Origin of the sequence: Pseudomonas sp. SC3(2021) (assembly GCF_019856535.1) — a bacterium.
Classification (GTDB): Bacteria; Pseudomonadota; Gammaproteobacteria; order Pseudomonadales; family Pseudomonadaceae; genus Aquipseudomonas; species Aquipseudomonas monsensis.
The window spans coordinates 485,815-509,821 of sequence record NZ_CP082236.1; the positions used below are offsets into that span (position 1 = coordinate 485,815).

Annotated in this window: 18 protein-coding genes; 5 read left to right on the forward strand and 13 right to left on the reverse strand. The window is 60.5% G+C overall.

What is annotated here, in order from left to right:
- Positions 1–25 precede the first annotated feature (25 nt).
- Genes nagA through nagE form a run of 4 tightly spaced genes read left to right on the forward strand, consistent with a single transcriptional unit; the run spans position 26 to position 6,434 of the window.
- Complete coding sequence (gene nagA, locus K5Y35_RS02325) at positions 26–1,132, forward strand: N-acetylglucosamine-6-phosphate deacetylase (RefSeq protein WP_123464922.1); 1,107 nt, start codon at positions 26–28, stop codon at positions 1,130–1,132.
- Positions 1,125–2,135, forward strand: coding sequence for an SIS domain-containing protein (locus K5Y35_RS02330; protein WP_222834430.1), 1,011 nt, complete (start codon positions 1,125–1,127; stop codon positions 2,133–2,135). Before nagA ends, K5Y35_RS02330 begins: the two co-directional genes overlap by 8 nt.
- Before the next feature lie 34 nt (positions 2,136–2,169).
- Entirely contained in the window at positions 2,170–4,683 is a 2,514-nt protein-coding gene (ptsP, locus tag K5Y35_RS02335) for a phosphoenolpyruvate--protein phosphotransferase (protein ID WP_222833593.1), read from the forward strand.
- A gap of 35 nt (positions 4,684–4,718) precedes the next feature.
- Positions 4,719–6,434 carry an N-acetylglucosamine-specific PTS transporter subunit IIBC gene (gene nagE / locus K5Y35_RS02340; protein ID WP_222833594.1) on the forward strand — a complete coding sequence of 572 codons (1,716 nt, stop codon included), beginning with the start codon at positions 4,719–4,721 and terminating at the stop codon, positions 6,432–6,434.
- 78 nt (positions 6,435–6,512) lie between these two features.
- Here nagE and K5Y35_RS02345 read toward each other — a convergent pair whose 3' ends face one another.
- The 5 genes from K5Y35_RS02345 to purL form a co-directional block, all read right to left on the reverse strand.
- Positions 6,513–6,965: a hypothetical protein gene (locus K5Y35_RS02345; RefSeq protein ID WP_222833595.1), complete on the reverse strand. Its 453-nt coding sequence runs from the start codon at positions 6,963–6,965 to the stop codon at positions 6,513–6,515.
- On the reverse strand, positions 6,949–7,587 hold the full coding sequence (locus K5Y35_RS02350; protein ID WP_222833596.1) for a DUF6036 family nucleotidyltransferase: 639 nt from the start codon (positions 7,585–7,587) through the stop codon (positions 6,949–6,951). The genes K5Y35_RS02345 and K5Y35_RS02350 overlap by 17 nt, the downstream gene beginning before the upstream one ends.
- A 260-nt stretch (positions 7,588–7,847) precedes the next feature.
- A complete protein-coding gene (locus tag K5Y35_RS02355; protein WP_222833597.1) occupies positions 7,848–8,210 on the reverse strand; it encodes a DUF6124 family protein in 363 nt (120 codons plus the stop codon).
- 1,336 nt (positions 8,211–9,546) lie between these two features.
- Positions 9,547–9,858, reverse strand: coding sequence for a YqfO family protein (locus K5Y35_RS02360; RefSeq protein WP_095050948.1), 312 nt, complete (start codon positions 9,856–9,858; stop codon positions 9,547–9,549).
- A gap of 5 nt (positions 9,859–9,863) precedes the next feature.
- A complete protein-coding gene (gene purL / locus K5Y35_RS02365; RefSeq protein WP_123464910.1) occupies positions 9,864–13,760 on the reverse strand; it encodes a phosphoribosylformylglycinamidine synthase in 3,897 nt (1,298 codons plus the stop codon).
- Between the two features lie 285 nt (positions 13,761–14,045).
- Here purL and mltF point away from each other — a divergent pair, with 285 nt between their 5' ends.
- Positions 14,046–15,506, forward strand: a complete 1,461-nt coding sequence (gene mltF / locus K5Y35_RS02370) for a membrane-bound lytic murein transglycosylase MltF (RefSeq protein WP_222833598.1) — start codon at positions 14,046–14,048, stop codon at positions 15,504–15,506.
- A gap of 64 nt (positions 15,507–15,570) precedes the next feature.
- On the opposite strand, the gene pdxJ is transcribed toward mltF, so the two are convergent.
- From pdxJ to lptF, 8 genes are all read right to left on the reverse strand, one after another.
- On the reverse strand, positions 15,571–16,314 hold the full coding sequence (gene pdxJ, locus K5Y35_RS02375; protein WP_222833599.1) for a pyridoxine 5'-phosphate synthase: 744 nt from the start codon (positions 16,312–16,314) through the stop codon (positions 15,571–15,573).
- A 47-nt stretch (positions 16,315–16,361) separates the two neighbouring features.
- Complete coding sequence (recO, locus tag K5Y35_RS02380) at positions 16,362–17,051, reverse strand: DNA repair protein RecO (RefSeq protein WP_123464903.1); 690 nt, start codon at positions 17,049–17,051, stop codon at positions 16,362–16,364.
- Between the two features lie 168 nt (positions 17,052–17,219).
- A complete protein-coding gene (gene era, locus K5Y35_RS02385; RefSeq protein ID WP_064586098.1) occupies positions 17,220–18,122 on the reverse strand; it encodes a GTPase Era in 903 nt (300 codons plus the stop codon).
- Entirely contained in the window at positions 18,115–18,804 is a 690-nt protein-coding gene (gene rnc / locus K5Y35_RS02390; protein WP_123464899.1) for a ribonuclease III, read from the reverse strand. The genes era and rnc overlap by 8 nt, the downstream gene beginning before the upstream one ends.
- Positions 18,805–18,987: 183 nt before the next feature.
- Positions 18,988–19,842, reverse strand: coding sequence for a signal peptidase I (gene lepB, locus K5Y35_RS02395; RefSeq protein WP_123464897.1), 855 nt, complete (start codon positions 19,840–19,842; stop codon positions 18,988–18,990).
- Between the two features lie 9 nt (positions 19,843–19,851).
- Positions 19,852–21,648: a translation elongation factor 4 gene (lepA, locus tag K5Y35_RS02400; RefSeq protein ID WP_085608162.1), complete on the reverse strand. Its 1,797-nt coding sequence runs from the start codon at positions 21,646–21,648 to the stop codon at positions 19,852–19,854.
- A 172-nt stretch (positions 21,649–21,820) separates the two neighbouring features.
- Positions 21,821–22,882, reverse strand: a complete 1,062-nt coding sequence (gene lptG / locus K5Y35_RS02405) for an LPS export ABC transporter permease LptG (RefSeq protein WP_123464895.1) — start codon at positions 22,880–22,882, stop codon at positions 21,821–21,823.
- Positions 22,875–23,996: an LPS export ABC transporter permease LptF gene (gene lptF, locus K5Y35_RS02410; protein WP_222833600.1), complete on the reverse strand. Its 1,122-nt coding sequence runs from the start codon at positions 23,994–23,996 to the stop codon at positions 22,875–22,877. Before lptF ends, lptG begins: the two co-directional genes overlap by 8 nt.
- Positions 23,997–24,007: the final 11 nt, after the last annotated feature.

Sequence of the window (24,007 nt, forward strand, 5' to 3'; positions counted from 1 at the left end):
AGAGCGGCCCAAAGCGAGAACCGAAATGTCCGAAGACAACATCCTCACCGCTCACGGCTGGGTTCGCGGCCGGCTGATCCACGAACACGGCAAAGTCGTGTCGATCGAAGGCGTGCCCTGCGATCCGGCCGACAATGACCTGCCCTATCTGCTGCCGGGTTTTATCGACCTGCACGTTCACGGCGGTGGCGGCAAAGACATCATGGAAGGTGCCAGCGCCTTCGAAACCATCACCCGCACCCACGTGCGCTTCGGCACCACTTCGCTGCTGGCCACCACCATGACTGCGCCGAGCGCGGAGATCTCCAGCGTCCTCAAGGATGTCGGAACATTCTGTGAACAACGTCCGAAAGGTGCCGCCCGCGTCCTCGGCGTACACCTCGAAGGCCCGTACATCAATCCGGGAAAACTCGGCGCGCAACCGAATTTCGCCCACACCGCATTGATGGCCGAAGTCGAGGAATACCTGGCGCTGGCGCCAATCCGGGTGATCACCATCGCCCCGGAAATCGCCGGCCACGACGGATTGATTCGTGAACTGAGCAGCCGCGGCATCCGCATGCAGATCGGCCACACCCTCGGCAGCTACGAAGAAGGCGTCGCCGCCCTCGATGCCGGCGCCACCAGTTTCACCCATTTGTATAACGCCATGAGCCCGCTGCATCACCGCGAGCCGGGGATCGTCGGCGCCGCATTGGCCCACGCCAAATTCGCCGAGCTGATCCCGGACTTGCTGCACGTTCACCCCGGCGCGATCCGCGTGGCCTTGCGTTCGATCCCGTGCCTGTACTGCGTCACCGATTCGACCGCTGCCGCCGGCATGCCCGACGGTGAATACAAGCTCGGCAGCCACACCGTGACCAAATGCCTGGGCGGCGTGCGCCTGCCCGACGGCACGCTGGCCGGCAGCACCCTGACCATGGATCAAGCGCTGCGCAACCTGGTGAAGATCGGTTTGCCGATCGCCGAGGCCTCGCAGCGCCTGTCGCAATTTCCCGCCGACTACCTCGGCATCACTGAACGCGGGCGCCTCGAACCTGGCGCCTGGGCCGACTGCGTGCGGCTGGATCGCTCACTCACACTGACCGCCGTCATGGTCGAAGGAGAAGACATTGACTTCAAAAATGCTTGAAGAGGCGCTGTCCTCGTTCGAGGCCGTGCAAGCCCAACTGCAACAGCTCGACCCACAGATGATCGAGATCGCCGGGCGCCTGCGTCGTCAGCCGCCGCAAGTGGCGATGACTGTCGCGCGCGGCAGCTCCGACCATGCGGCGAGCTACTTCGCCTACCTCACGATGCAGCAACTGGGTGTGCCGGTGGCGTCGTTGCCGATGTCGGTGGTGACCATGCAGCAGGCGCCACTGAAGGTCAGCGGTCAGGTCGCCTTCGCGTTTTCGCAATCGGGTCAGAGCCCGGATCTGGTCAACAGCCTGCGTCTGTTGCGCAAGCGTGGCGCACTGAGCGTGTCGATGGTCAACGCCGCCGATTCGCCACTGGAAGCGGCCTGTGAATTCAGCCTGCCGTTGCTCGCCGGTATCGAAAGCAGCGTCGCCGCGACCAAGAGTTTCATCGCCACCCTCAGCGCCAGCGCCCGACTGATCGCGCACTGGAAAGAAGACCGCGAACTGCTCGAAGCCGGCAACGCTCTGCCTGAAGGCCTGCGCGAAGCGGCGCAACAGGACTGGAGCGTGGCCATCGACGCACTGCGCGACTGCGAACGACTGATGGTGATTGGCCGCGGCGCCGGTTTTGCCATCGCCCAGGAAGCCGCGCTGAAATTCAAGGAAACCTCGGCGATTCAGGCCGAAGCGTTCAGCAGCGCCGAAGTCCGTCACGGTCCGATGGCGCTGATCGACGAACACTACCCGCTGCTGGTCTTCGCTCCACGCGGTGCCGAGCAGGCCGGTCTGATCAGTCTGGCGGCGGAAATGCGCCAGCGCGGCGCCCGTGTATTGCTCGCCGCGCCGGACGACGTCCTCGATCGCGACCTGACCCTGAGCCGCGCCGAACACCCGGCCCTCGATCCGATTCTGGCGATCCAGAGTTTCTACGTGATGGCCGCCGGCCTCGCCGTGGCCCGCGGCATGGACCCGGATCAGCCGCGCCATCTGAGCAAAGTGACCCGCACGCACTAAGTCCGAATGACTGCACACCTGATGAGACCGAGCCATGCACAACAACAATAAAGAGCTGACCCTCAGCGCCCCGCTCAGCGGCCCGGTGCTCACGCTCGCCAAAGTCCCGGACGCGGTATTCGCCAGTGGCGCGATGGGTGACGGCATCGCCATCGACCCGTTGAACGACACTCTGTATTCGCCGTGCGCCGGGCTGATCATCCACGTCGCGCGCACCGGGCACGCGTTGACAGTACGCGCCGACAACGGCGCGGAAATCCTTCTGCACCTGGGCCTCGACACCGTTGAACTGAACGGCGAAGGCTTCTCGATGCTGGTCAAGGACGGCACCCGTGTCAGCAAGGGCCAACCGTTGTTGCGCTACGACCTGGACAAGGTCGGCCAGCAATGCAAAAGCCTGGTCAGCCTGTTGATCCTGACCAACAGTCAAGACTTCGAGGTTCGCCCGATCACCCTCAAAGCGGTGAAGGTCGGCGACCCGTTGCTGCACATCATTGCCCGCAACAGTGCGACAGCGAATGTTGAGGAACCTGGCGGGACTGAGGTGCATGGGCAGGTGTCGGTGGCGCATCGTGGCGGTTTGCATGCACGCCCGGCCGCGCTGATTCGGCAGACTGCGCAAGGTTTCAAAAGCCACTCGCAGTTGCACTTCGCCGGCAAATCGGCGCCGTGCAACAGCCTGATCGGGCTGATGGGCCTGGCGGTTGGCGAACAGGACGAGGTGCACGTCAGTTGTCAGGGGCCGGATGCCGAAGCGGCGTTGCAAGCGTTGCTCAGCGCGTTGGCTACGGCGCTGCCGGATGATCATCATGCGGCGGCGCCGGTCAGTGTTGCCACTCTTAAGCGCCCGCCCGAGGCTGGCGTGTTGCACGGTGTATGTGCTGCGCCGGGACTGGTCGCAGGGCCGCTGTTTCGCCTGAACGCGATCAGTTTGCCGGCGGATGCGGGCAATCATGATCCGCTGCAGCAACAGCAAGCCCTTGAGTCGGCGTTGAATCAGGTGCGCAGCGAAATCCACGCCACCCTCGCGCAAGCGAAAAAACACAAGAATGTCGACGAAGAGGCGATCTTCGCCGCGCATCTGGCGCTGCTCGAAGACCCGGCCCTGCTCGACGCTGCGCAGCATTCCATCGTTCAAGGCGCAGCGGCGACTCACGCCTGGAGCCAGTCGATCGATGCCCAGTGCGAGGTGCTGCAACGCACCGGCAGCGCGCTGCTGGCCGAACGGGCCAATGACCTGCGCGACCTCAAGCAACGCGTGCTGCGAGCGCTGCTCGGCGAAGCCTGGCATTACGAGGTGCCGGCCGGCGCCATCGTTGCTGCGCATGAACTGACGCCGTCGGATCTGCTGCAACTCAGCGCCCAGGGTGTTGCCGGTTTGTGCATGGCCGCAGGCGGCGCGACGTCGCACGTGGCGATTCTGGCTCGCGGCAAAGGTTTGCCATGCATGGTGGCTCTGGGTTCGGCACTGCTTGATCAGCCGCAAGGTCAATCGGTCGTGCTTGATGCCGACGGTGGTCGCCTGGAACTGTCCCCCAACGCTGAACGCTTGGCTGCAGTTCAACAGGCGCAGATCGACCGCCAACAACGTCGCGACGCGCAACAAGCCAAGGCTAACCTGCCTGCCGAAACCCGCAATGGCGTGCACATCGAAGTCGTCGCCAATGTCGCCTCCAGCGGTGAAGCGGCAGATGCCTTTGCTAACGGAGCCGATGGCGTCGGCCTGCTGCGGACTGAGTTTTTGTTCGTCGATCGTCAGACCGCGCCGGATGTCGAAGAACAGCGTGCGGCCTATCAAGGCGTATTGGACGCGATGGGCGAACACTCGGTGATCATCCGCACCATCGACGTCGGCGGCGACAAGCAACTCGACTACCTGCCGTTGCCAATTGAAGCCAACCCGGTGCTCGGCCTGCGTGGCATTCGTCTGGCTCAGGCGCGCCCGGAAATCCTCGATCAGCAACTGCGCGCACTGCTGCAAGTCAGCCCGCTGCGCCGCTGCCGGATCCTGCTGCCGATGGTCACCGAAGTCGACGAACTGCTGCACATTCGTCAACGCGTCGATGCGTTGTGCCTGGAACTGAACATCAGCCAGCGCCCGGAAATCGGCGTGATGATCGAAGTCCCCGCCGCCGCGCTGCAAGCCGAACAACTCGCCGAGCACGCCGACTTCCTCTCGATCGGCACCAACGACCTGTCGCAATACACCCTGGCCATGGACCGCGACCATGCCGGCCTCGCCGCCCGGGTCGATGCCTTGCACCCGGCGCTGCTGCGCCTGATCGCCATGACCTGCGCAGGCGCGGCAGTGCACAAGCGCTGGGTCGGCGTGTGCGGCGCCCTCGCCTCCGACCCGCTCGCGACGCCGGTGCTGATCGGCCTGGGCGTGACGGAACTGTCGGTCAGCCCGGTGCAGATCGGTGAAATCAAGGACCGTGTGCGCCAGTTGCACGAGGCCGAATGCCAACGCCTCAGCCATGACCTGCTCAAACTGAACAGCGCCGCTGCGGTGCGTCACGCCTGCCACCAGCATTGGCCTCTGCACTAACAACAAGCTCTCTATAAAGAGCAGGGAGAAGCACCATGTATCAACTCTTCATCGAAGGCCTGCAGCGCCTCGGCCGCGCGCTGATGCTGCCGATCGCGATCCTGCCGATTGCCGGTCTGCTGCTGCGTCTGGGTGACACCGACCTGCTGAACATCGCGATCATCCACGACGCCGGGCAAGTGATCTTCGCCAACCTGGCGATGATCTTCGCCATCGGCATCGCCGTCGGTTTCGCCAAGGACAACAACGGCACCGCCGGTCTGGCCGGGGTGATCGGTTATCTGGTGATGATCTCCACGCTCAAGGTGCTCGACGCGAGCATCAACATGGGCATGCTCGCCGGGATCGTCAGCGGCCTGATGGCCGGCGCGCTGTACAACCGCTTCAAGGACATCAAGCTGCCGGAATACCTGGCGTTCTTCGGTGGCCGGCGGTTTGTGCCGATTGTCACTGGCTTCGCCGCCGTCGGTTTGGGCGTGGTGTTCGGCTACATCTGGCCGCCGATCCAGCACGGCATCAATGCCTTCGGTGCGCTGATGATGGAAAGCGGCAGCATCGGCGCGTTCGTGTTTGGCGTGTTCAACCGCCTGCTGATCGTTACTGGCCTGCACCACATCCTCAACAACATGGCGTGGTTCGTGTTCGGCAACTTCACCGATCCAACGACCGGTGCTCTGGTGACGGGTGACCTGTCGCGCTACTTCGCCGGCGACCCGAAGGGCGGCCAGTTCATGACCGGCATGTTCCCGATGATGATCTTCGGCCTGCCCGCCGCGTGTCTGGCGATGTACCGCAACGCCCTGCCGGAGCGGCGCAAGGTCATGGGCGGGATCTTCCTGTCGATGGCGCTGACATCATTCCTGACCGGGGTGACCGAGCCGATCGAATTCGCCTTCATGTTTTTGGCGCCGCTGCTGTATCTGCTGCATGCGCTGCTGACCGGGTTGTCGATGGCGATCACCAATGCGCTGAACATCCATTTGGGTTTTACCTTCTCTGGCGGCTTCATCGACATGGTGCTGGGTTGGGGGCGCTCGACCAATGGCTGGTTGGTGATTCCAGTCGGGCTGGCTTACGCCGTGGTGTATTACGCGGTGTTTGATTTCTGCATTCGTCGCTTCAATTTGAAGACGCCGGGGCGTGAGGATGTGGCGACGGCTGAAAAAGCGGTTTTCGCGGAAAACGAACGCGCCGGGGCTTACATCAAGGCACTCGGGGGTGCAAACAACCTTGTGACTGTCGGTGCCTGCACTACGCGGTTGCGACTGGAAATGGTGGATCGCAACAAGGCGTCCGATGCAGACCTGAAAGCATTGGGTGCGATGGCCGTTGTGCGTCCGGGCAAGGGTGGCAGTTTGCAGGTGGTGGTCGGTCCGCTGGCCGACAGCATTGCTGATGAGATTCGCCTGGCGATGCCGGCCTTGGGGCGTGCGGTTCTTGCTGAACCTGTTGCGGTTGTCGAAGAGCCGAAAGCGGTTGTGGTCGCAGGCACCGAAGCTCAGCAATGGCTGAATGCGCTGGGTGGTGGCGACAACGTGCTGCAACTGGATTGCATTGCCATGAGCCGGATTCGCTTGCTGTTGGCGGATGGCAAGGCGTTGTCCGAGGCGCAACTGAAAGAGCTGGGTTGTCAGGGTGTCAGCCAGTTGGAGGGTGGGGTTTGGCATTTGCTGGTGGGGGATAAGGCGGCGAGTTTGAGCGGGGCGATTGAGGTGTTGGTCAATCGCAGTGAGGTCAGTGCCAAGGTCTGAGCCTTTGCATCAGGCTCTACTCGAAATAACTGATACAAAAAACCCGGCGTTGGCCGGGTTTTTTCATGCTGCTCAAGTTCAGGGCATTCTTGCGCGCTGTTCCGCCTCGTAATGCCGAGTCTGGTACGACATGAGCGCCTGAATCTTCAAACCCAGACTTTCCGTCAAACCCCAAGCAACCGCCAACTCGTCGCGGCGATTGCGTAATAAAACAGCTGGTTGAGAAACGACGTGTTGCTTGGGTGTTTTGGCGTTGAAAAGCTCGAGTGCATGGAGCGTTTCCAACACGCGGCTATCCGATACACATGCGAAACGCGTAAATCGCTCCAGCAGATAAGCCGCTCGCCGCAGCTCGACTTCATCGCTGTGAAACTTGAGAAATGTTGATATCTCACTCTCAAGATCGGATTTTGAATACCAGACCTCTTTGGCTGCATCGACCAGCGCCGTCCCATCCGCTTGATCCAGCGGTCTTCTGACCAACGTATCCAATGCCGAAGAAAGGACATGATCATCAAGAGAGTTCGACATCTGGTTCCTCCAGGTAGTCCTGCAAGATATTGAAGAGCACTGAGGCAGGTTGCTCTTTGTTGCCAACATATACATCAATTGCTTGCAATGCCAGACGCCGGAAATCACTCGTCAGAATGAAACCAGCTCTAAGAAGCGCCTTGATGTCCGCAACGTCGTGATCGGTAGCCCTGCCAAGTTTTGTAATTGCAATATCCACCGGAGCAGCGATGTGAATCTGTAGCGGGGACGTCTCCGAAAACTCAGTCATGGGAATACTTCGCACCCAGTAGTCTTCATGGATCGGGCCAAAACTAGTGTTGTATTGAAGGTCGTAGTTCAGCTCCATCACTCGAGCGGAGCGTTCGTCGATAAAAGGCTCCGGAACTTGAGCAAGAAGCGCTTGAAGGTCGAACCCTGGCGGAAGGCAAGCTTCATAAATCTCCGCATCGACATCCATGGAAATACGATGATTTGTGTAGAGATGTACGGCGCAACCACCAAAGACGATGATTTTGACTGCCCCCGGATCGGCATTTTCCTGCGTCAATTCTGCTTCGACTGATTTGAACATCGAAACCAATGCCTTCCCCAATGCAGTATTCGTGTTGATACGGGGAGTGACTACGGGCAGCAATTCCATTTTTGAACCTCAGAGTCATGTCGATGGCTAAAGCGACGCAACTTGTTGCCCTGCTCGCTGTTTGCCAGAGACAGATCAAGGTATGGATGCGACTTCCGAGGGACAACCTGAAAGAGTGGTAGGAAAATTCCCCGGTTTGATTGCGCTCTGAAACTCGTCTGACGCCTGTTAATGCCTCATCGCTGGCAAGCCAGCTCCCACAAGGGAGTGCGTTTCAATTGTGGGAGCCAGCCTGCTGGCGATGAACGATGACGCGGACGTCAGGTTTGTGGGTCGACTCGATCCAGCGCTCGATTTACCGCCAGTTCGGCGAGCATGACGATTTGCTGGATGCCTAATACCGTGCTGCGCTGCGAACCGCTTAGCTCATTGGCGAAGTTGCTGGCGGCGGTGCTTGCCGAGGCTAATGACTCACAGGCGTGGGCGAGCAGGCTTTCGGTGTCGACCTCTGGGCGGACCATGAACATGGTGCTCGGTCGGCAGGGCTTTGCGGGTTCGGGGCACAGGTAGAAGTCGAGGGCGCGTTTGATGGCTTCGCGGTTTCGGGCCAGGTCTTCGGCGCGGAGGGCTTCTTCGAGTGGGGTGGTGGTTTCGTGGGGTGGGTCGGGGATCAGCTTGTCCAAAGTTCAACTCCTGCTACTGCAAGTGACGATGCCATCGTTCGCCGGATCTCACGCGGCGAAGAGGTGGCAGCTATGTGCAGGGTGAGATCCACCGGAGCAGGCAACCGGCCAGACCGAAGTCTGCCCGCACACAGCCGCCATAAAACAGGCAGCAGATTGAGCTGGCGCCAATTATCGTGGTGTTGGCGCTAGTTGCAAGCATTCCGGGGATCTCACGCCCGGTCGCTGAATTGGCAGCGACAGACAAAGCCTAGAGACCCGACGTCCGACGGACAACCTGAAAACTTTGTGGGAAGGTTCTGGTTATTCGACACATGATTAAACAGACAAAAGCAAACCCTCACCCTAGCCCTCTCCCAGAGGGAGAGGGGACTGACCGAGGTGTTTGGTGGATGTACGCCGACGTGAAATACCGAGTCGAATTCAGATTCTGAAACAGATCAAAAGCCCCTCACCCTCCCCTCACCCAGAGGAGAAGGGACTGACCGAGGTGTTTGGTGGATGTACGCCGACGTGAAATACCGAGTCGAATTCAGATTCTGAAACAGATCAAAAGCCCCTCACCCTCCCCTCACCCAGAGGAGAAGGGACTGACCGAGGTGTTTGGTGGATGTACGCCGACGTGAAATACCGAGTCGAATTCAGATTCTGAAACAGATCAAAAGCCCCTCACCCTCCCCTCACCCAGAGGAGAGGGGACTGACCGAGGTGTTTGGTGGATGTACGCCGACGTGAAATACCGAGTCGAATTCAGATCCTGAAAAGCCCAAAAATCGGCCCCCTCTCCCTCAGGAGAGGGCTGGGGGGTGGCGTTCCGATGAGGGGCGGATCCACCACAAAACCAACGCCGAACACCCGCTCTTCACCACTCAATAGGCCGAGTGTCAGCTCGCCTGCTCTTGATCTTGATCCACCGGCCCCGTCGGCAGGCTGAGTGGAGGGATTTATCCGGGAGTGGGAGCGCAGCGACCGTTCGACGAAGTCGAACACATCGAGAGGAGGTGCAGCGAAGCAAACCGGAGGCGATGCGCCCGGATCAATCCCGGAGCGAAGGAACCCCGAGCCTCAGCGAGTGGGCCGAACGTTGGGGCAAGCGTTTTTGGTTACTTTTTAGGCGTCTGTAAAAAGTGACCCGCCGTAAGGGCGGAACCGCCAGCCGCAGCACCCGAAGAAACGGATATTCACCGAGTCAGCCAGAGCATGGTCGCCTATAAGGGCGCCATCGCTGGCAAGCCAGCTCCCACAGTGGAATGAAGTCGCCCTCCAAATCGCAGGCAACAAAAAACCCGCAGACAATCACTCATCTGCGGGTTTCCTGTTTAAGCAGCAAGAAAGATCAGAAATCTTCCAGCCGCCACACCTCATAAGCCGGCGTCTCGTACGGATGACTGAGCTTCAACGCCGCCACAACAGCCACGATCAACTCATCCGCCACCACAAGCTCAACCTTCCATTCCTCAACCCGCTCAACCTGCCCCGCCTCGCCAATGAACGGCTGACTGCCGTCCAACGGTCGAAACTGGCCAGACCCAAGCACCTGCCAAGCACAGTGGTCATAGTCACCGATCCGCCCACCACCGGCAGCGAACACAGCCCCTTTGACCACCTCGACATGACTGTCAGGAACAAAAAACGCCAGCTTGTACACAGGCCTTAGTTCACCCAGACGCGCGCGTTACGGAACATGCGCATCCAAGGAGCATCCTCGGTCCAGTCTTCCGAACGCCACGAGTTCTGCACCGCGCGGAACACACGCTCCGGGTGCGGCATCATGATCGTCACGCGACCGTCGCGGCTGGTGAGGCCGGTGATCCCGCGCGGCGAACCGTTCGGGTTGGCCGGGTAGGCTTCGGTGACCTTGCCGTGGTTGTCGACGAAACGCATCGCCACGCAACCCGACAGATCGGCTTCCAGCAGTGCTTCTTCGCTGGAGAACTCGGCATGCCCTTCACCGTGAGCGATGGCGATCGGCATACGCGAGCCGGCCATGCCCTGCAGGAAGATCGAGTTCGATTCCTGGATCTGCACCATCGCTACACGCGCTTCGAACTGCTCGGAACGGTTACGCACGAAGTGCGGCCAGAACTCGCTGCCCGGAATCAGCTCGTGCAGGTTGGACATCATCTGGCAACCGTTGCACACGCCGAGGGTGAAGCTGTCGTTACGCTCGAAGAAGCCCTGGAACGCATCGCGGGCGCGGCTGTTGAACAGTGCCGATTTGGCCCAGCCTTCGCCGGCGCCGAGCACGTCGCCGTAGGAGAAACCACCGCAAGCCACCAGACCTTTGAACTCGTTCAGGTCGACACGGCCAGCGAGAATGTCGCTCATGTGCACGTCGATCGCGTTGAAACCGGCACGATCGAACGCGGCGGCCATTTCCACCTGACCGTTGACGCCCTGCTCACGCAGCACGGCCACCTGTGGGCGGATGCCTTTCTTGATGTAAGGCGCGGCGATGTCCTGGTTGACGTCGTAGCTCAGCTTGACGCTCAGGCCCGGGTTGTCTTCTTCCAGCAGCACGTCGAATTCTTGCTCGGCGCAGTCGGCGTTGTCACGCAGACGCTGGATCTGGTAGCTGGTCTCGGCCCACTGACGTTGCAGCAGACGACGCTGGCCTTCGAACACGGTGTCACCGTTGAAGGTGATATTGATCTGGCCATTGTTCATCGGCTGACCGATCACCGACACGCAGTCGCCCAGACCGGCCGCGCTGAATTGCGCGAGGATGTCTGGCGTTGCGTCCTGACGAACCTGGATCACGGCGCCCAGTTCTTCGTTGAACAGGATCGCGGCGATCTCTGCCGAGGACTCGGCAACGCTGTCGAGGTTCAGGCTCAGACCGCAGTGGCCGGCAAAGGCCATTTCCACCACGGAGGTCAGCAGACCACCGTCGGAACGGTCGTGGTAAGCCAGCAGGTGACCGTCGGCGTTGAGGCCCTGAATCACCGCGAAGAAGGCTTTCAGGTCTTCGGCGTCATCGACGTCCGGCGCGTGTTTGCCAAGCTTGCCGTGAACCTGTGCAAGGATCGAGGCGCCCATACGGTTCTGGCCGCGACCGAGGTCGATCAGGATCAGGTCGGTGGTGCCCTTGTCCATGCGCAGTTCCGGGGTCAGGGTCTGACGAATGTCAGCCACTGGCGCGAAACCGGTCACGATCAGCGACATCGGCGAGGTCACGGTTTTTTCTTCGCCGTTATCGTTCCAGCGGGTGGCCATGGACATTGAGTCCTTGCCCACCGGGATGGTGATGCCCAGCTCAGGGCACAGTTCCATGCCGACCGCTTTCACGGTGTCGTACAGACGCGCGTCTTCGCCCGGGTGGCCGGCAGCGGACATCCAGTTCGCCGACAGTTTGATGTCGGAGATCTTGTTGATGCGCGAAGCGGCAATGTTGGTCAGGGTTTCGCCGATGGCCATGCGGCCCGACGCCGGAGCGTCCAGCAGAGCCAGCGGAGTGCGCTCGCCCATCGCCATCGCTTCACCGGTGTAGACGTCGAAGCTGGTGGCGGTGACGGCAACGTCGGCCACCGGAACCTGCCATGGGCCAACCATCTGGTCACGGGCCACGAGGCCGGTGATGGTGCGGTCGCCGATGGTGATCAGGAAGCTCTTGCTCGCCACGGCCGGGTGATGCAGAACGCGCTCGATGGACTCGCTGATGTCGAGGTTCGACGGATCGAAGTCATCGCCCAGTTCTGCTTCACGAACCACCGAACGGTGCATGCGCGGGGCTTTGCCCAGCAACACTTCCAGTGGCATGTCCACCGGGTTGTTGCCGAAGTGGCTGTCGGTCACGGTCAGTTGCGGTTCGGCGGTGGCTTCACCGACTACTGCAAACGGGCAGCGCTCGCGTTCGCAGATCGCCTGGAAGCGCTCGAAGTCTTCAGGGCCGACCGCCAGAACGTAACGCTCCTGGGATTCGTTGGACCAGATTTCGTGCGGGGCCATGCCCGGCTCGTCGTTTGGAATATTGCGCAGTTCGAAACGGCCACCGCGGTCGCCGTCGTTGACCAGTTCCGGGAAGGCGTTGGACAGACCGCCCGCACCCACGTCGTGGATGAAGCTGATCGGGTTCTTGTCGCCCAGCTGCCAGCAACGGTCGATGACTTCCTGGCAGCGACGCTCCATTTCAGGGTTTTCACGCTGTACGGAAGCGAAGTCCAGATCTGCCGAGCTGGTGCCAGTGGCCATGGAAGAAGCGGCGCCGCCACCCAGACCGATGAGCATCGCCGGGCCGCCGAGCACGATCAGCTTGGAGCCGACCACGATCTCGCCTTTCTTGACGTGTTCTTCGCGGATGTTGCCCATGCCGCCGGCCAACATGATCGGCTTGTGGTAACCGCGAACCTCGTCACCGTGCGGGGTGGTGATCGACTGTTCGAAGGTACGGAAGTAGCCGGTCAGGGCCGGACGGCCGAATTCGTTGTTGAACGCGGCGCCGCCGAGCGGGCCCTCGATCATGATGTCCAGTGCGGTAACGATGCGCTCCGGCTTGCCGTACGGCACTTCCCACGGCTGTTCGAAGCCCGGGATTTGCAAGTTCGATACGGTGAAACCGGTCAGGCCGGCCTTTGGCTTGGCGCCGCGACCGGTTGCACCTTCGTCGCGGATCTCGCCACCGGAACCGGTGGATGCGCCCGGGAACGGGGCAATCGCAGTCGGGTGGTTGTGGGTTTCAACCTTCATCAGGATGTGCACCGGCTCCTGCACCGCGCCGTACTGGCGGGTTTCCGGATCCGGGAAGAAGCGGCCGGCGACGTTGCCGACGATCACCGAAGCGTTGTCCTTATAAGCGGACAACACGCCTTCGTTGTGCATCTGATAGGTGTTCTTGATCATGCCGAACAGGCTTTTTTCCTGGCTCTCTCCGTCAATATCCCAACTGGCGTTGAAGATCTTGTGGCGGCAGTGCTCGGAGTTGGCCTGGGCGAACATCATCAGTTCGATGTCGTGCGGGTTGCGCTTGAGACCGTTGAAGGCGTTGACCAGATAGTCGATCTCGTCTTCGGCCAGGGCCAGGCCCAGCTCGGTGTTGGCCTTTTCCAGCGCGGCGCGGCCGCCACCAAGGATGTCGATCGCGGTCAGCGGCTTCGGTTCGGCGTGGCTGAACAGACCGGCGGCCTGTTCCAGATTGCCCAGGACAATCTGGGTCATGCGGTCATGCAGCACGTCGGCAATCTGCTGCGCTTCGGTGTCGCTGAACTGGCCGGCCACGTAGAACGCGATGCCGCGCTCCAAGCGCTGGATCTTGCTCAGGCCGCAGTTGCGGGCGATGTCGCTGGCCTTGCTCGACCATGGCGAGATGGTGCCGAAACGCGGCAACACCAGAAACAGACGGCCGGTCGGCTCTTGTACCGGAACGCTTGGACCGTACTTCAGAAGGCGCGCAAGCACCTGCTGTTCGTCGCCGGTCAGGACGCCGGTGACTTCGGCGAAGTGAGCGAATTCAGCATACAGGCCACTGACAGCTGGAACCTTCTGGCTCAGTTGCTCAAGGAGTTTGCTGTGGCGAAAGGCAGAAAGGGCAGGAGCGCCGCGCAGGATCAACATCTTCGGGACAGCCTCGGGAAGGGGTGTGCTTTGAGGCCGTGCATTCTAGCCTAAACCGCCCTCAACATCACCCGAAACGCTACGCACGGTTGCACTCGGGTATCAATCTGTGTTTCTGCCTTTGAAGTCAGATTTATCGACTTGGCAACGCCGGCTTATTTTTACTGTAACAAAATGCCCTTGAGCCCCATTTCTGCGGGGTTTCGTCCGGTTTTGTGATCTCTAGCAGACAAGCCCTTCACTGTCGAGATATGGCGCCCGCAGCCGTTTGCGTATACTGCGCAGATGTTTTTCCCAACGGCTTTGCGTCCGCGGTACGCCAAATGGCTGATCGCAACCGGACTCTTCCTGATGCTCGGTGGTTGTGTTGATAAACCCAACACACTCGAGCGCGTAAAGGAGGATGGTGTGCTGCGGGTGATTACCCGTAACAGCCCCGCCACCTACTTTCAGGATCGCAGCGGTGAAACCGGCTTCGAATACGAGCTGGTGAAGCGCTTCGCCGACGATTTGGGGGTCGAGCTGAAGATCGAGACCGCCGACAACCTCGACGACTTGTTCGACCAGATCGGTAAACCGAACGGCCCGGTACTGGCAGCGGCCGGCCTGGTCAGCAGTGAAAATCGCAAGAAGCAGGTGCGGTTCTCCCACGCCTACCTCGAAGTCACCCCGCAGATCATTTATCGCAACGGCCAGTCGCGGCCGACCGATCCCGGCGATCTGGTCGGCAAGAAGATCATGGTGCTCAAGGGCAGCACCCACGCCGAACAACTGGCCGAACTGAAAAAGAAATTTCCCGGTATCGAGTACGAAGAATCCGACGCGGTGGAAGTGGTCGATCTGTTGCGCATGGTCGATGAAGGTCAGATCGACCTGACACTGGTCGATTCCAATGAAGTGGCGATGAACCAGGTGTACTTCACCAACATCCGCGTGGCCTTCGACCTCGGCGACGCGCGCAGCCAGAGCTGGGCAGTGGCCGCCGGCGAAGACAACAGCCTGCTCAACGAGATCAACGCCTACCTCGACAAGGTGCAGAAGAACGGCACCTTGCAGCGCCTGAAAGACCGTTATTACGGCCACGTCGATGTCCTCGGCTACATGGGCGCCACCACGTTCGCCCAGCACTTGCAGCAGCGCCTGCCCAAGTACGAGCAACACTTCAAGAACTACGCGAAAAAAGAGAAAGTCGACTGGCGCCTGCTGGCGGCCATTGGTTATCAGGAATCGCTGTGGCAACCGGCCGTCACATCCAAGACCGGAGTGCGCGGGTTGATGATGCTGACCCAGAACACGGCGCAGGCGATGGGCGTGTCCAACCGCCTCGATCCGAAGCAGAGCATCATGGGCGGCGCCAAGTACCTGGCGTATATGAAGGATCAGCTCGACGATTCGATCAAGGAACCGGACCGCACCTGGTTTGCACTGGCGGCGTACAACGTCGGCAGCGGTCACCTCGATGACGCACGCAAACTGACGGCCAAGGAAGGGTTGAACCCGGATAAATGGCTGGATGTGAAGAAGATCCTGCCGCGCCTGTCGCAGAAGCAGTGGTACAGCAAGACCCGCTACGGTTACGCTCGCGGTGGCGAGCCAGTGCATTTCGTGGCGAACATCCGTCGCTACTACGACATCCTCACCTGGGTGACCCAGCCGCAGCTTGAAGGCGACCAGGTGGCCGAGGGCAATCTGCACGTGCCGGGGATCGACAAATCCAAACCGGCTCAAGAGCCTGCCCCGCTTTAACCAACACCCCAAATCAATTGTAGGCGTGAGCCTGCTCGCACCTACAGGTGTTGTGTGTGGTTGCTTAGTGCTTGGCGGCAGCCAGAATCAGCGCTTTCATCTCGGACACAGCGGACTTGAAGCCGACGAACAACGCATGTGCCACCAGCGCATGGCCGATGTTCAGTTCGTTGATACCCTTGATCGCTGCCACGGCTTCAACGTTGTGATAGTGCAGGCCATGCCCAGCGTTGACGATCAGGCCCTGCGCCAGACCAAACGCCACACCGTCCGCCACCCGCTTCAATTCTTCAGCGACGTCGGTCGGTGTTTCGGCATCGGCATAACGCCCGGTGTGCAGTTCGATGGCCGGTGCGCCAACGCGCTTCGACGCGGCAATCTGACGCTCGTCGGCATCAATGAACAGCGACACTTCGCTCCCCATCTTCGACAGACGCTCAACCGCTGCCTTGATGCGTTCCTCCTGCCCCGCTACATCCAGACCGCCTTCGGTGGTCAGCTCCTGACGGGTTTCCGGCACCAGGCAAATATGCGCCGGGCGGATGCGCTCAGCGAACGCCATCATTTCTTCGGTGACACCCATTTCGAAGTTCATGCGGGTCTGCAGCACGTCCTTGAGCAGCAAGACATCGCGCTCCTGAATGTGCCGGCGGTCTTCGCGCAGGTGCACGGTGATGCCGTCGGCGCCCGCCTCTTCCGCGTCCAGTGCCGCCTTGACCGGGTCCGGGTAGCGCGTGCCACGGGCCTGACGCAGGGTGGCGACGTGGTCGATGTTCACGCCAAGAAGAATGCGATTGCTGGTGGTCACGGGTGCGCTCCTGAAATGAGAGATTCGGCGCACAGCATACGGGGTGATCAGGGCTTGCGAAACAGTTCGCGACTCACGAGCGGACGGCCGCCCAGATGCACCGCCAGTGCCTGACGCATCAAGCGCTTGGCGGCAGACAGTGCGCCGGGGGCGGACCAGTCGGCTTCGGCCATGGCCAGCAGCTCGGTGCCGTTGAACAGGCCTGGCTGCAACAGAAAGACTCGCTCAAGACCGGCATCGACCTGCAGACGATAGAGACCGTCTGGCGCGACAGACTCGCCATGGATGTCGGTGTTCAGGGCAAAGCCGTAACCGAGATCGTCGAGCAACCGCCACTCGAAGGAGCGCAGCAACGGCTCCAGCGGTCGGCCCTCGGCCAGAGCCAATAAGGTCGCCGCGTAATGATCGAACACGCCAGGGTGCGGATCTTCAGCCGGCAGCAGACGGATCAGCAATTCGTTGAGATAGAGGCCGCTGAACAGCGCCTCGCCGACCATCCAGGTCGCATTGCCAGCACTTTCCATGCGCCCGACATTCTTCAGTTCACCCTTGCCACGAAACTCCACTTCCAGCGGCACGAACGGCCGCGCCAGCGTCCCGGCCTTGCCCCGTGCACTGCGCAACACCGCCCGCAGCCGCCCTTGGGGCGTGAGGAAATCCACCAAGGCGCTGGTTTCGCGGTAGGCCCGACTGTGCAGGACGTAGGCGGGTTGGGCGGGAGGTGGTGTTGAGGACATGGAGCTCTCATTGATAAAAACGCGGCTTTATATTCACCCCAAAAACCAATGTGGGAGCGAGCTTGCTCGCGAATTCGGTGTGACAGTCAACATCAATGCTGAATGTTACATCCTCTTCGCGAGCAAGCTCGCTCCCACAGTGGGTATCGGTGTTCTCTGGATCGGTGATTATAGGTCGCCGTAACCCAGCGAACGCAGTGCACGCTCGTCGTCGGACCAGCCGCCCTTCACCTTGACCCACAGGTTGAGCATGATCTTGGAGTCGAACAGCAGCTCCATGTCCTTGCGCGCTTCGGTGCCGATGCGTTTGATGCGCTCGCCCTTGTCGCCAATGATGATCTTCTTCTGTCCGTCACGCTCAACGAGGATCAGCGCGTGAATGTGCAGGGTTTTGCCCTGCTGCTTGAACTCTTCGATCTCGACGGTGATCTGGTACGGCAGCTCGGCGCCCATCTGGCGCATGATTTTCTCGCGCACCAGTTCGGCGGCGAGGAAACGGCTGCTGCGGTCGGTGATCTGGTCTTCCGGGAAGAAGTGATCGTTCTCCGGCAGATGATCGGCAATGACCTTTTCCAGCGCTTCGAGGTTATGCCCGTGCTGCGCGGAAATCGGGATGATCTGCGCGTTCGGCAGCTGTTCCTGCAACCACGACAGGTGCGGCATCAGCTCGGCCTTGTCTTCGATGCGGTCGGTCTTGTTCAGCGCAACGATCAGCGGGCCGGTCACGTACTGCACGCGCTCCAGGACCATCTGGTCTTCTTCGGTCCACTTGGTGCGGTCGACCACGAAGATCACCACGTCGACGTCTTTCAACGCCGCCGAAGCGGTCTTGTTCATGTAGCGGTTCAGGGCCTTTTCGCCACCCTTGTGCATGCCGGGGGTGTCGACGTAGATCGCCTGCACGTCACCCTCGGTCTTGATTCCGAGCATGTTGTGACGGGTGGTCTGCGGCTTGCGCGAGGTGATCGCCAGCTTCTGGCCGAGGATGTGGTTCAGCAGCGTCGACTTGCCGACGTTGGGACGGCCGACGATGGCAACGTAGCCACAGCGAGTTGCGTTTGTATCAGTCATTGCCATTCTCCACGCCCAGGGCAATCAGTGCTGCGGCGGCCGCTACCTGTTCGGCAATGCGACGGCTTACACCCTGACCCCGGCTTTTTTCATTCAGTAAGACCACTTCGCATTCGACGAAGAAGGTTCGGCAGTGCGGTTCACCCTGGATATCCACCACTTCGTAGCGTGGCAGTTCGCAACCACGCGATTGCAGATGTTCCTGCAGGCGGGTCTTGGGATCCTTGTTGGTGTCGACCAGCGTCAGGCCTTCGAACTCGCCAGCCAGCCAGGCCAGAACGCGTTCGCGCGCCATTTCCATGCCGGCGTCGAGATAGATCGCACCGATCAAGGCTTCGAGGGCATCGGCCAGAATCGACTCGCGACGGAAGCCGCCGCTTTTCAACTCACCGGATCCCAGTCGCAAGTAATCGCCAAGGTCAAAACCGCGCGCCAGTACGGCCAGCGTCTCACCTTTCACCAGGCGTGCGCGCAAACGCGACAACTGGCCTTCGCGGGCCAGCGGGAAGCGATCGAACAGCGCCTCGCCGGCGACGAAATTGAGGATGGCATCGCCGAGGAATTCCAGGCGTTCGTTGTTACGCCCGGCAAAGCTGCGATGCGTGAGGGCCAGGAGCATCAGCTCCTGATCCTTGAAGGTGTAACCGAGCTGGCGCTCGAGACGGCTTAGAGAAACGCTCACGGTTTACCCACGCTGAGTTCGTGGCTGGATTCCACCGCCATCGCCGGGGTACGGCGCAGGCCTGGGACAATTAACGCTGTGTTCAAAAATGACGTCCTGAATATCGTGGCTTCATGCCCTGGCGCCGATTTGTGTCGACTCCAGAAATGCATTCGGCGCTGTGGTCAACAGCGCCGTGATTGATTACTTGATCAGGCCAACCCGCGAGAAATTCGGCAGGTGGCTGAGTTTCGGTTCCGGCCAGCTCATCCAGACAGCGAAGGCTTTGCCGACGATATTCTGGTCGGGAACCATGCCCAGCAGATCCTTGGGAATGTTCGGATCATCCCAGTAACGACTGTCGTTCGAGTTGTCGCGGTTGTCGCCCATCATGAAGTAGTGCCCGGCCGGCACTGTCCACGAACGGTCCGGGGTCGCGCGGTAGCGGCTCATTTCCTTGCGGATCAAGTGCTCGGCGGCACCGAGTTTTTCCTTGTAGAGCTCTGCGCTGCCCAGCGTGCCCGGCTCGGAGCCGACCAGTTGCTCGGCAATCGACTCGCCGTTGACGAGCAGACGCTTGTCAGCGGTGTAACGTACCGTGTCGCCCGGCAGGCCGACTACACGCTTGATGTAGTTGACGTTCGGGTCGCTTGGATAGCGGAACACCATGACATCGCCACGCTGTGGATCACCGACTTCGATGATTTTCTTGTCGATCACCGGCAGGCGGATCCCGTAAGAAAACTTGTTCACCAGAATGAAGTCGCCAACGTCCAGGGTAGGCTTCATCGAACCGGAAGGGATCTGGAACGGTTCCACCAGGAACGAACGCAGCACCAGCACGATGAACAACACCGGGAAGAACGACTTGCCGTATTCAACCAGCAGCGGCTCTTTGTTCAGCTTTTCGACCACCACGGGTTCGGGCTGGCTGACACTGCCTTGATAAGAGGCAATGGCAGCACGCCGACGCGGCGCCAGGAACAGCAGATCGAGCAACGCCAACAGGCCGCAGACGAACACGGCGATGACCAGCAACAGCGGGAAATTTAGTGACATAGGACCTGACTATTCCAACCTGAGCACGGCAAGGAAGGCTTCTTGTGGAATTTCCACGTTGCCGACCTGCTTCATGCGTTTCTTACCGGCCTTTTGCTTCTCAAGCAGTTTCTTCTTACGGCTTACGTCACCGCCGTAGCATTTGGCCAATACGTTCTTTCTGAGCGCCTTGACGGTTGTCCGGGCGACGATCTGACCACCGATAGCGGCCTGGATCGCTACGTCGAACATCTGACGAGGAATCAGTTCTTTCATCTTCTCGGTCAACTGGCGACCTTTGAAGTGCGAGTTGTCACGGTGCACGATCAACGCCAGAGCATCGACCTTGTCACCGTTGATCAGCACGTCCAGTTTCACCAGATTAGCCGATTGGTAACGATCGAAATGGTAATCCAGCGAAGCATAGCCGCGGCTGGTGGATTTGAGGCGGTCAAAGAAGTCCAGGACCACTTCGTTCATCGGCAGGTCGTAAGTGACCTGTACCTGATTGCCGAGGAACAGCATGTCGACTTGAACGCCGCGCTTCTCAATGCACAGGGTGATGACGTTGCCCAGGTGCTCCTGCGGCACGAGGATGTTGGCGCGCACGATCGGCTCGCGCATGTCCTCGATCGCCGAGACGTCTGGCAGCTTCGACGGGTTGTCGACGTAAATCGTTTCACCGGTTTTCAGCACCAGCTCGAAAATTACCGTCGGTGCCGTGGTGATCAGGTCCAGGTCGTATTCGCGCTCGAGGCGCTCCTGGATGATCTCCATGTGCAGCATGCCGAGGAAGCCGCAACGGAAACCGAAGCCCAGGGCGTCGGAGCTTTCCGGGGTGTATTGCAGCGACGAGTCGTTGAGGGTCAGCTTCTGCAGGGCTTCGCGGAAGTCCTCGAAGTCGTCGGAGCTGACCGGGAACAGACCGGCGTAAACCTGTGGCTGGATGCGTTTGAAGCCGGGCAGTACCGGGACATCCGGGGTCGAACTCAGGGTCAGGGTGTCACCGACCGGTGCACCGTGAATGTCCTTGATGCTGGCGATGATGAAGCCCACTTCGCCGGCCTTCAGGTCAGCGGTGGCGGTGTGTTTCGGGTTGAACACACCGACGCTGTCGACCAGGTGCACCTTACCGGTGGACTTGACGAGGATTTTGTCGCCCTTCTTCACGCGGCCATGCCGCACACGCACCAGGGAGACAACGCCCAGGTAGTTGTCGAACCAGGAGTCGATGATCAGCGCTTGCAGCGGATCTTCGATATTGCCGGTCGGCGCAGGAATGGTGGCGACCAGACGCTCGAGCACTTCGTCGACACCCAGGCCCGTCTTGGCGCTGCAGGTGACGGCGTCGGTGGCGTCAATGCCGATGATCTTTTCGATCTCGTCTTTGACGCGATCAGGCTCGGCCTGTGGCAGGTCGATCTTGTTCAGCACCGGCATGACCTCGAGGCCCTGCTCGATGGCGGTGTAGCAGTTGGCCACGGACTGGGCTTCAACGCCCTGACCCGCGTCGACCACCAGCAAGGCACCTTCACACGCCGCCAGGGAACGGCTGACTTCGTAGGTGAAGTCGACGTGCCCCGGGGTGTCAATGAAGTTCAGCTGGTAGGTAACGCCGTCTTTGGCTTTGTAATAGAGGGTAACGCTGTGGGCCTTGATGGTGATCCCGCGTTCGCGCTCCAGATCCATGGAATCCAGTACCTGGGCTTCCATTTCACGCTCGGCCAGGCCACCGCACATCTGGATGAAACGGTCAGCCAGCGTCGACTTGCCATGGTCAATGTGGGCGATGATGGAGAAATTGCGGATATGACTCAAATCACTCACGGATCAACACTCAAAAAGGCTGCAGGCTTGGCCCGCCGAAAAATAGCCGGGAATTGTACCTGATACACGACGCAAGCGTCACGTTCGCCTGTCACCCGGATTGCATACGAAAACGCCCCGATCTGTCGACCGAGGCGTTTTCAAAGTCAAGGCACTGACAACAACAGGGCCATCAACCGGCCCGTCGCAGCAGCCAGACACCCGCCAGCCCACACACGCTGGCCGGCACCAGCACCGCGAACAGCGGCGAGAAACCGAATACCAGGCTTGAAGGCCCCAGCAGATCCTGAACGATGCGGAAGGTAAACCCGACCAGCACGCCGGTGAAGACCCGCTGGCCCAGGGTCACGGAACGCAACGGGCCAAAGATGAAGGAAATCGCCATCAGCACCAGGGCGGCGGTGACCAGCGGCTGCAACACCTTGACCCAAAATGCCAGCCAGTAACGACCGTTGCTCAGGCCCTGCTCGGCCAGATAGTGGATGTACCCCCACAGACCGCTGATCGACAGCGATTCAGGCGCCATCACTACGGTGCTGAGCAATTGCGGGCTCAGGGCAACATTCCAGCGTTCGGTCGGCGCATTCAGGACTTCAGTGCTGCGCTCATGAAACACAGTGGTCGCGACATCGGAGAGTTCCCAGTAAGTGCCGTCGAACTCGGCCTTTTTGGCAAAGCTCGAACTCAGCAGATGACGCTCCTTGTCGAATTGATAACGGGTCACGCCATACAGCAGGCCGTTGGGTTGCACGGCGTTGATGTGGATGAACTCGTCACCCTGACGGTGCCACATACCGTGCTTGGCGCTCTGCGCGTCGCCGCTGCCCTGGGCCAGCGAGCGGTTGGCCTGGGCCATGCTCTCGGTGGCCGGCGCAACGTATTCGCCGATCAGCACGCCCGCCAGCATCAGGACGAACATCGGTTTCATCACCGCCCAGACGATGCGCCCGATGGACACACCGGCCGCACGCATGACCGTCAGTTCGCTGCTGCTGGCCAGACTGCCGAGGCCGATCAGGCAGCCGATCAACGCTGCCATCGGCAGCATTTCGTAGAGACGGCGTGGCGCGGTCAGCAATACAAAGCTCAGGACATCGACCAGCGTGTAGGTTTCGCTGACATCGCCCATCTCGTCGATGAAGGCGAACAGCGTCGCCAGGCCCAGAATGATAGCCAGCACGGCGATGATCGCCACGAACACACTGCTGCCGATGTAGCGGTCGAGTTTAACCACGAGCCACCTCCAGCGCAGCGGAACGACGGCTGGCCAGCTTCAGGCGCAGAGGTTCCCAGTACAACAGGCCGAGGCCAATGCCCAGGAAGATCGCGTGCACCCACCACAAGCCCAGGGCCGGCGGCAACTTGCCCTTTTCAAGGGCGCCGCGAGCGGCAATCAGGATGGTCAGGTAAGCCATATAAAGAAGAATCGCCGGCAGCAGCTTGAGGAAACGCCCTTGACGCGGGTTGACGCGCGACAGCGGCACCGCCATCAGGGTCACGATAAAGACCAGAAGTGGCAGGGACAGGCGCCATTGCAGCTCGGCCCTCGAGCGAATGTCATCGCTGCCCAGCAGAGTCGACGTCGCCATCGCATCGCGGTCTGTTACCTCTTCGCTGACTTCCGGCTTGGGCAACTGTACGCCGTAGGTTTCGTAGTGGATCGCCCGATAATCAGCCTGACCCGGGCTGCCGTCATAGCGGTAGCCATTGTCGAGAATCAGGTAACGGGTGCCATCCGGACGCGCTTCCTGACGACCCTTCTCGGCCACCAGCACGGAAATACCGCGATCCTTCTGATCGGCACCGAGGTTTTTCTGCGAGATGAACACACTGCCGAGGTTGACGCGATCGTCGCTCAGGGTTTCGGTGTAGGTCACCCGGGTACCATCGCGCAGGGCCTGGAAGCGACCCGGCTCGAGGGTATCGAATTCGGTCAGGGCGTCCTGCTTGTTCAGCAGCAACTGGAACTGGTTGGCGCCTTGCGGGGCCAGACCCAGGCTCAGCCAGGCCACCACCAGCGCGACCAGCGTGGCCGGGAACAGGGTCATGCGAAACAGCTTCTGCTGGCTCATGCCGGTGGCCGAGAGCACGGTCATTTCGCTTTCCAGGTACAACCGACCGTAAGCCAGCAGGATCCCGAGGAACAGGCCCAGCGGCAGGATCAGCTGCAGGAAGCCCGGCAGGCGATAGCCCATGATCAGGAACAGCGAGCCCGGATCGAGCTGGCCGGCAGCGGCCTGGGACAGGTATTTGATGAAGCGACCGCTCATGATGATGACCAGCAGCACGGCACTCACGGCGCTGAGGGTCAACAGGACTTCGCGGGACAGATAACGGAAGACGATCAAACCAGACACTC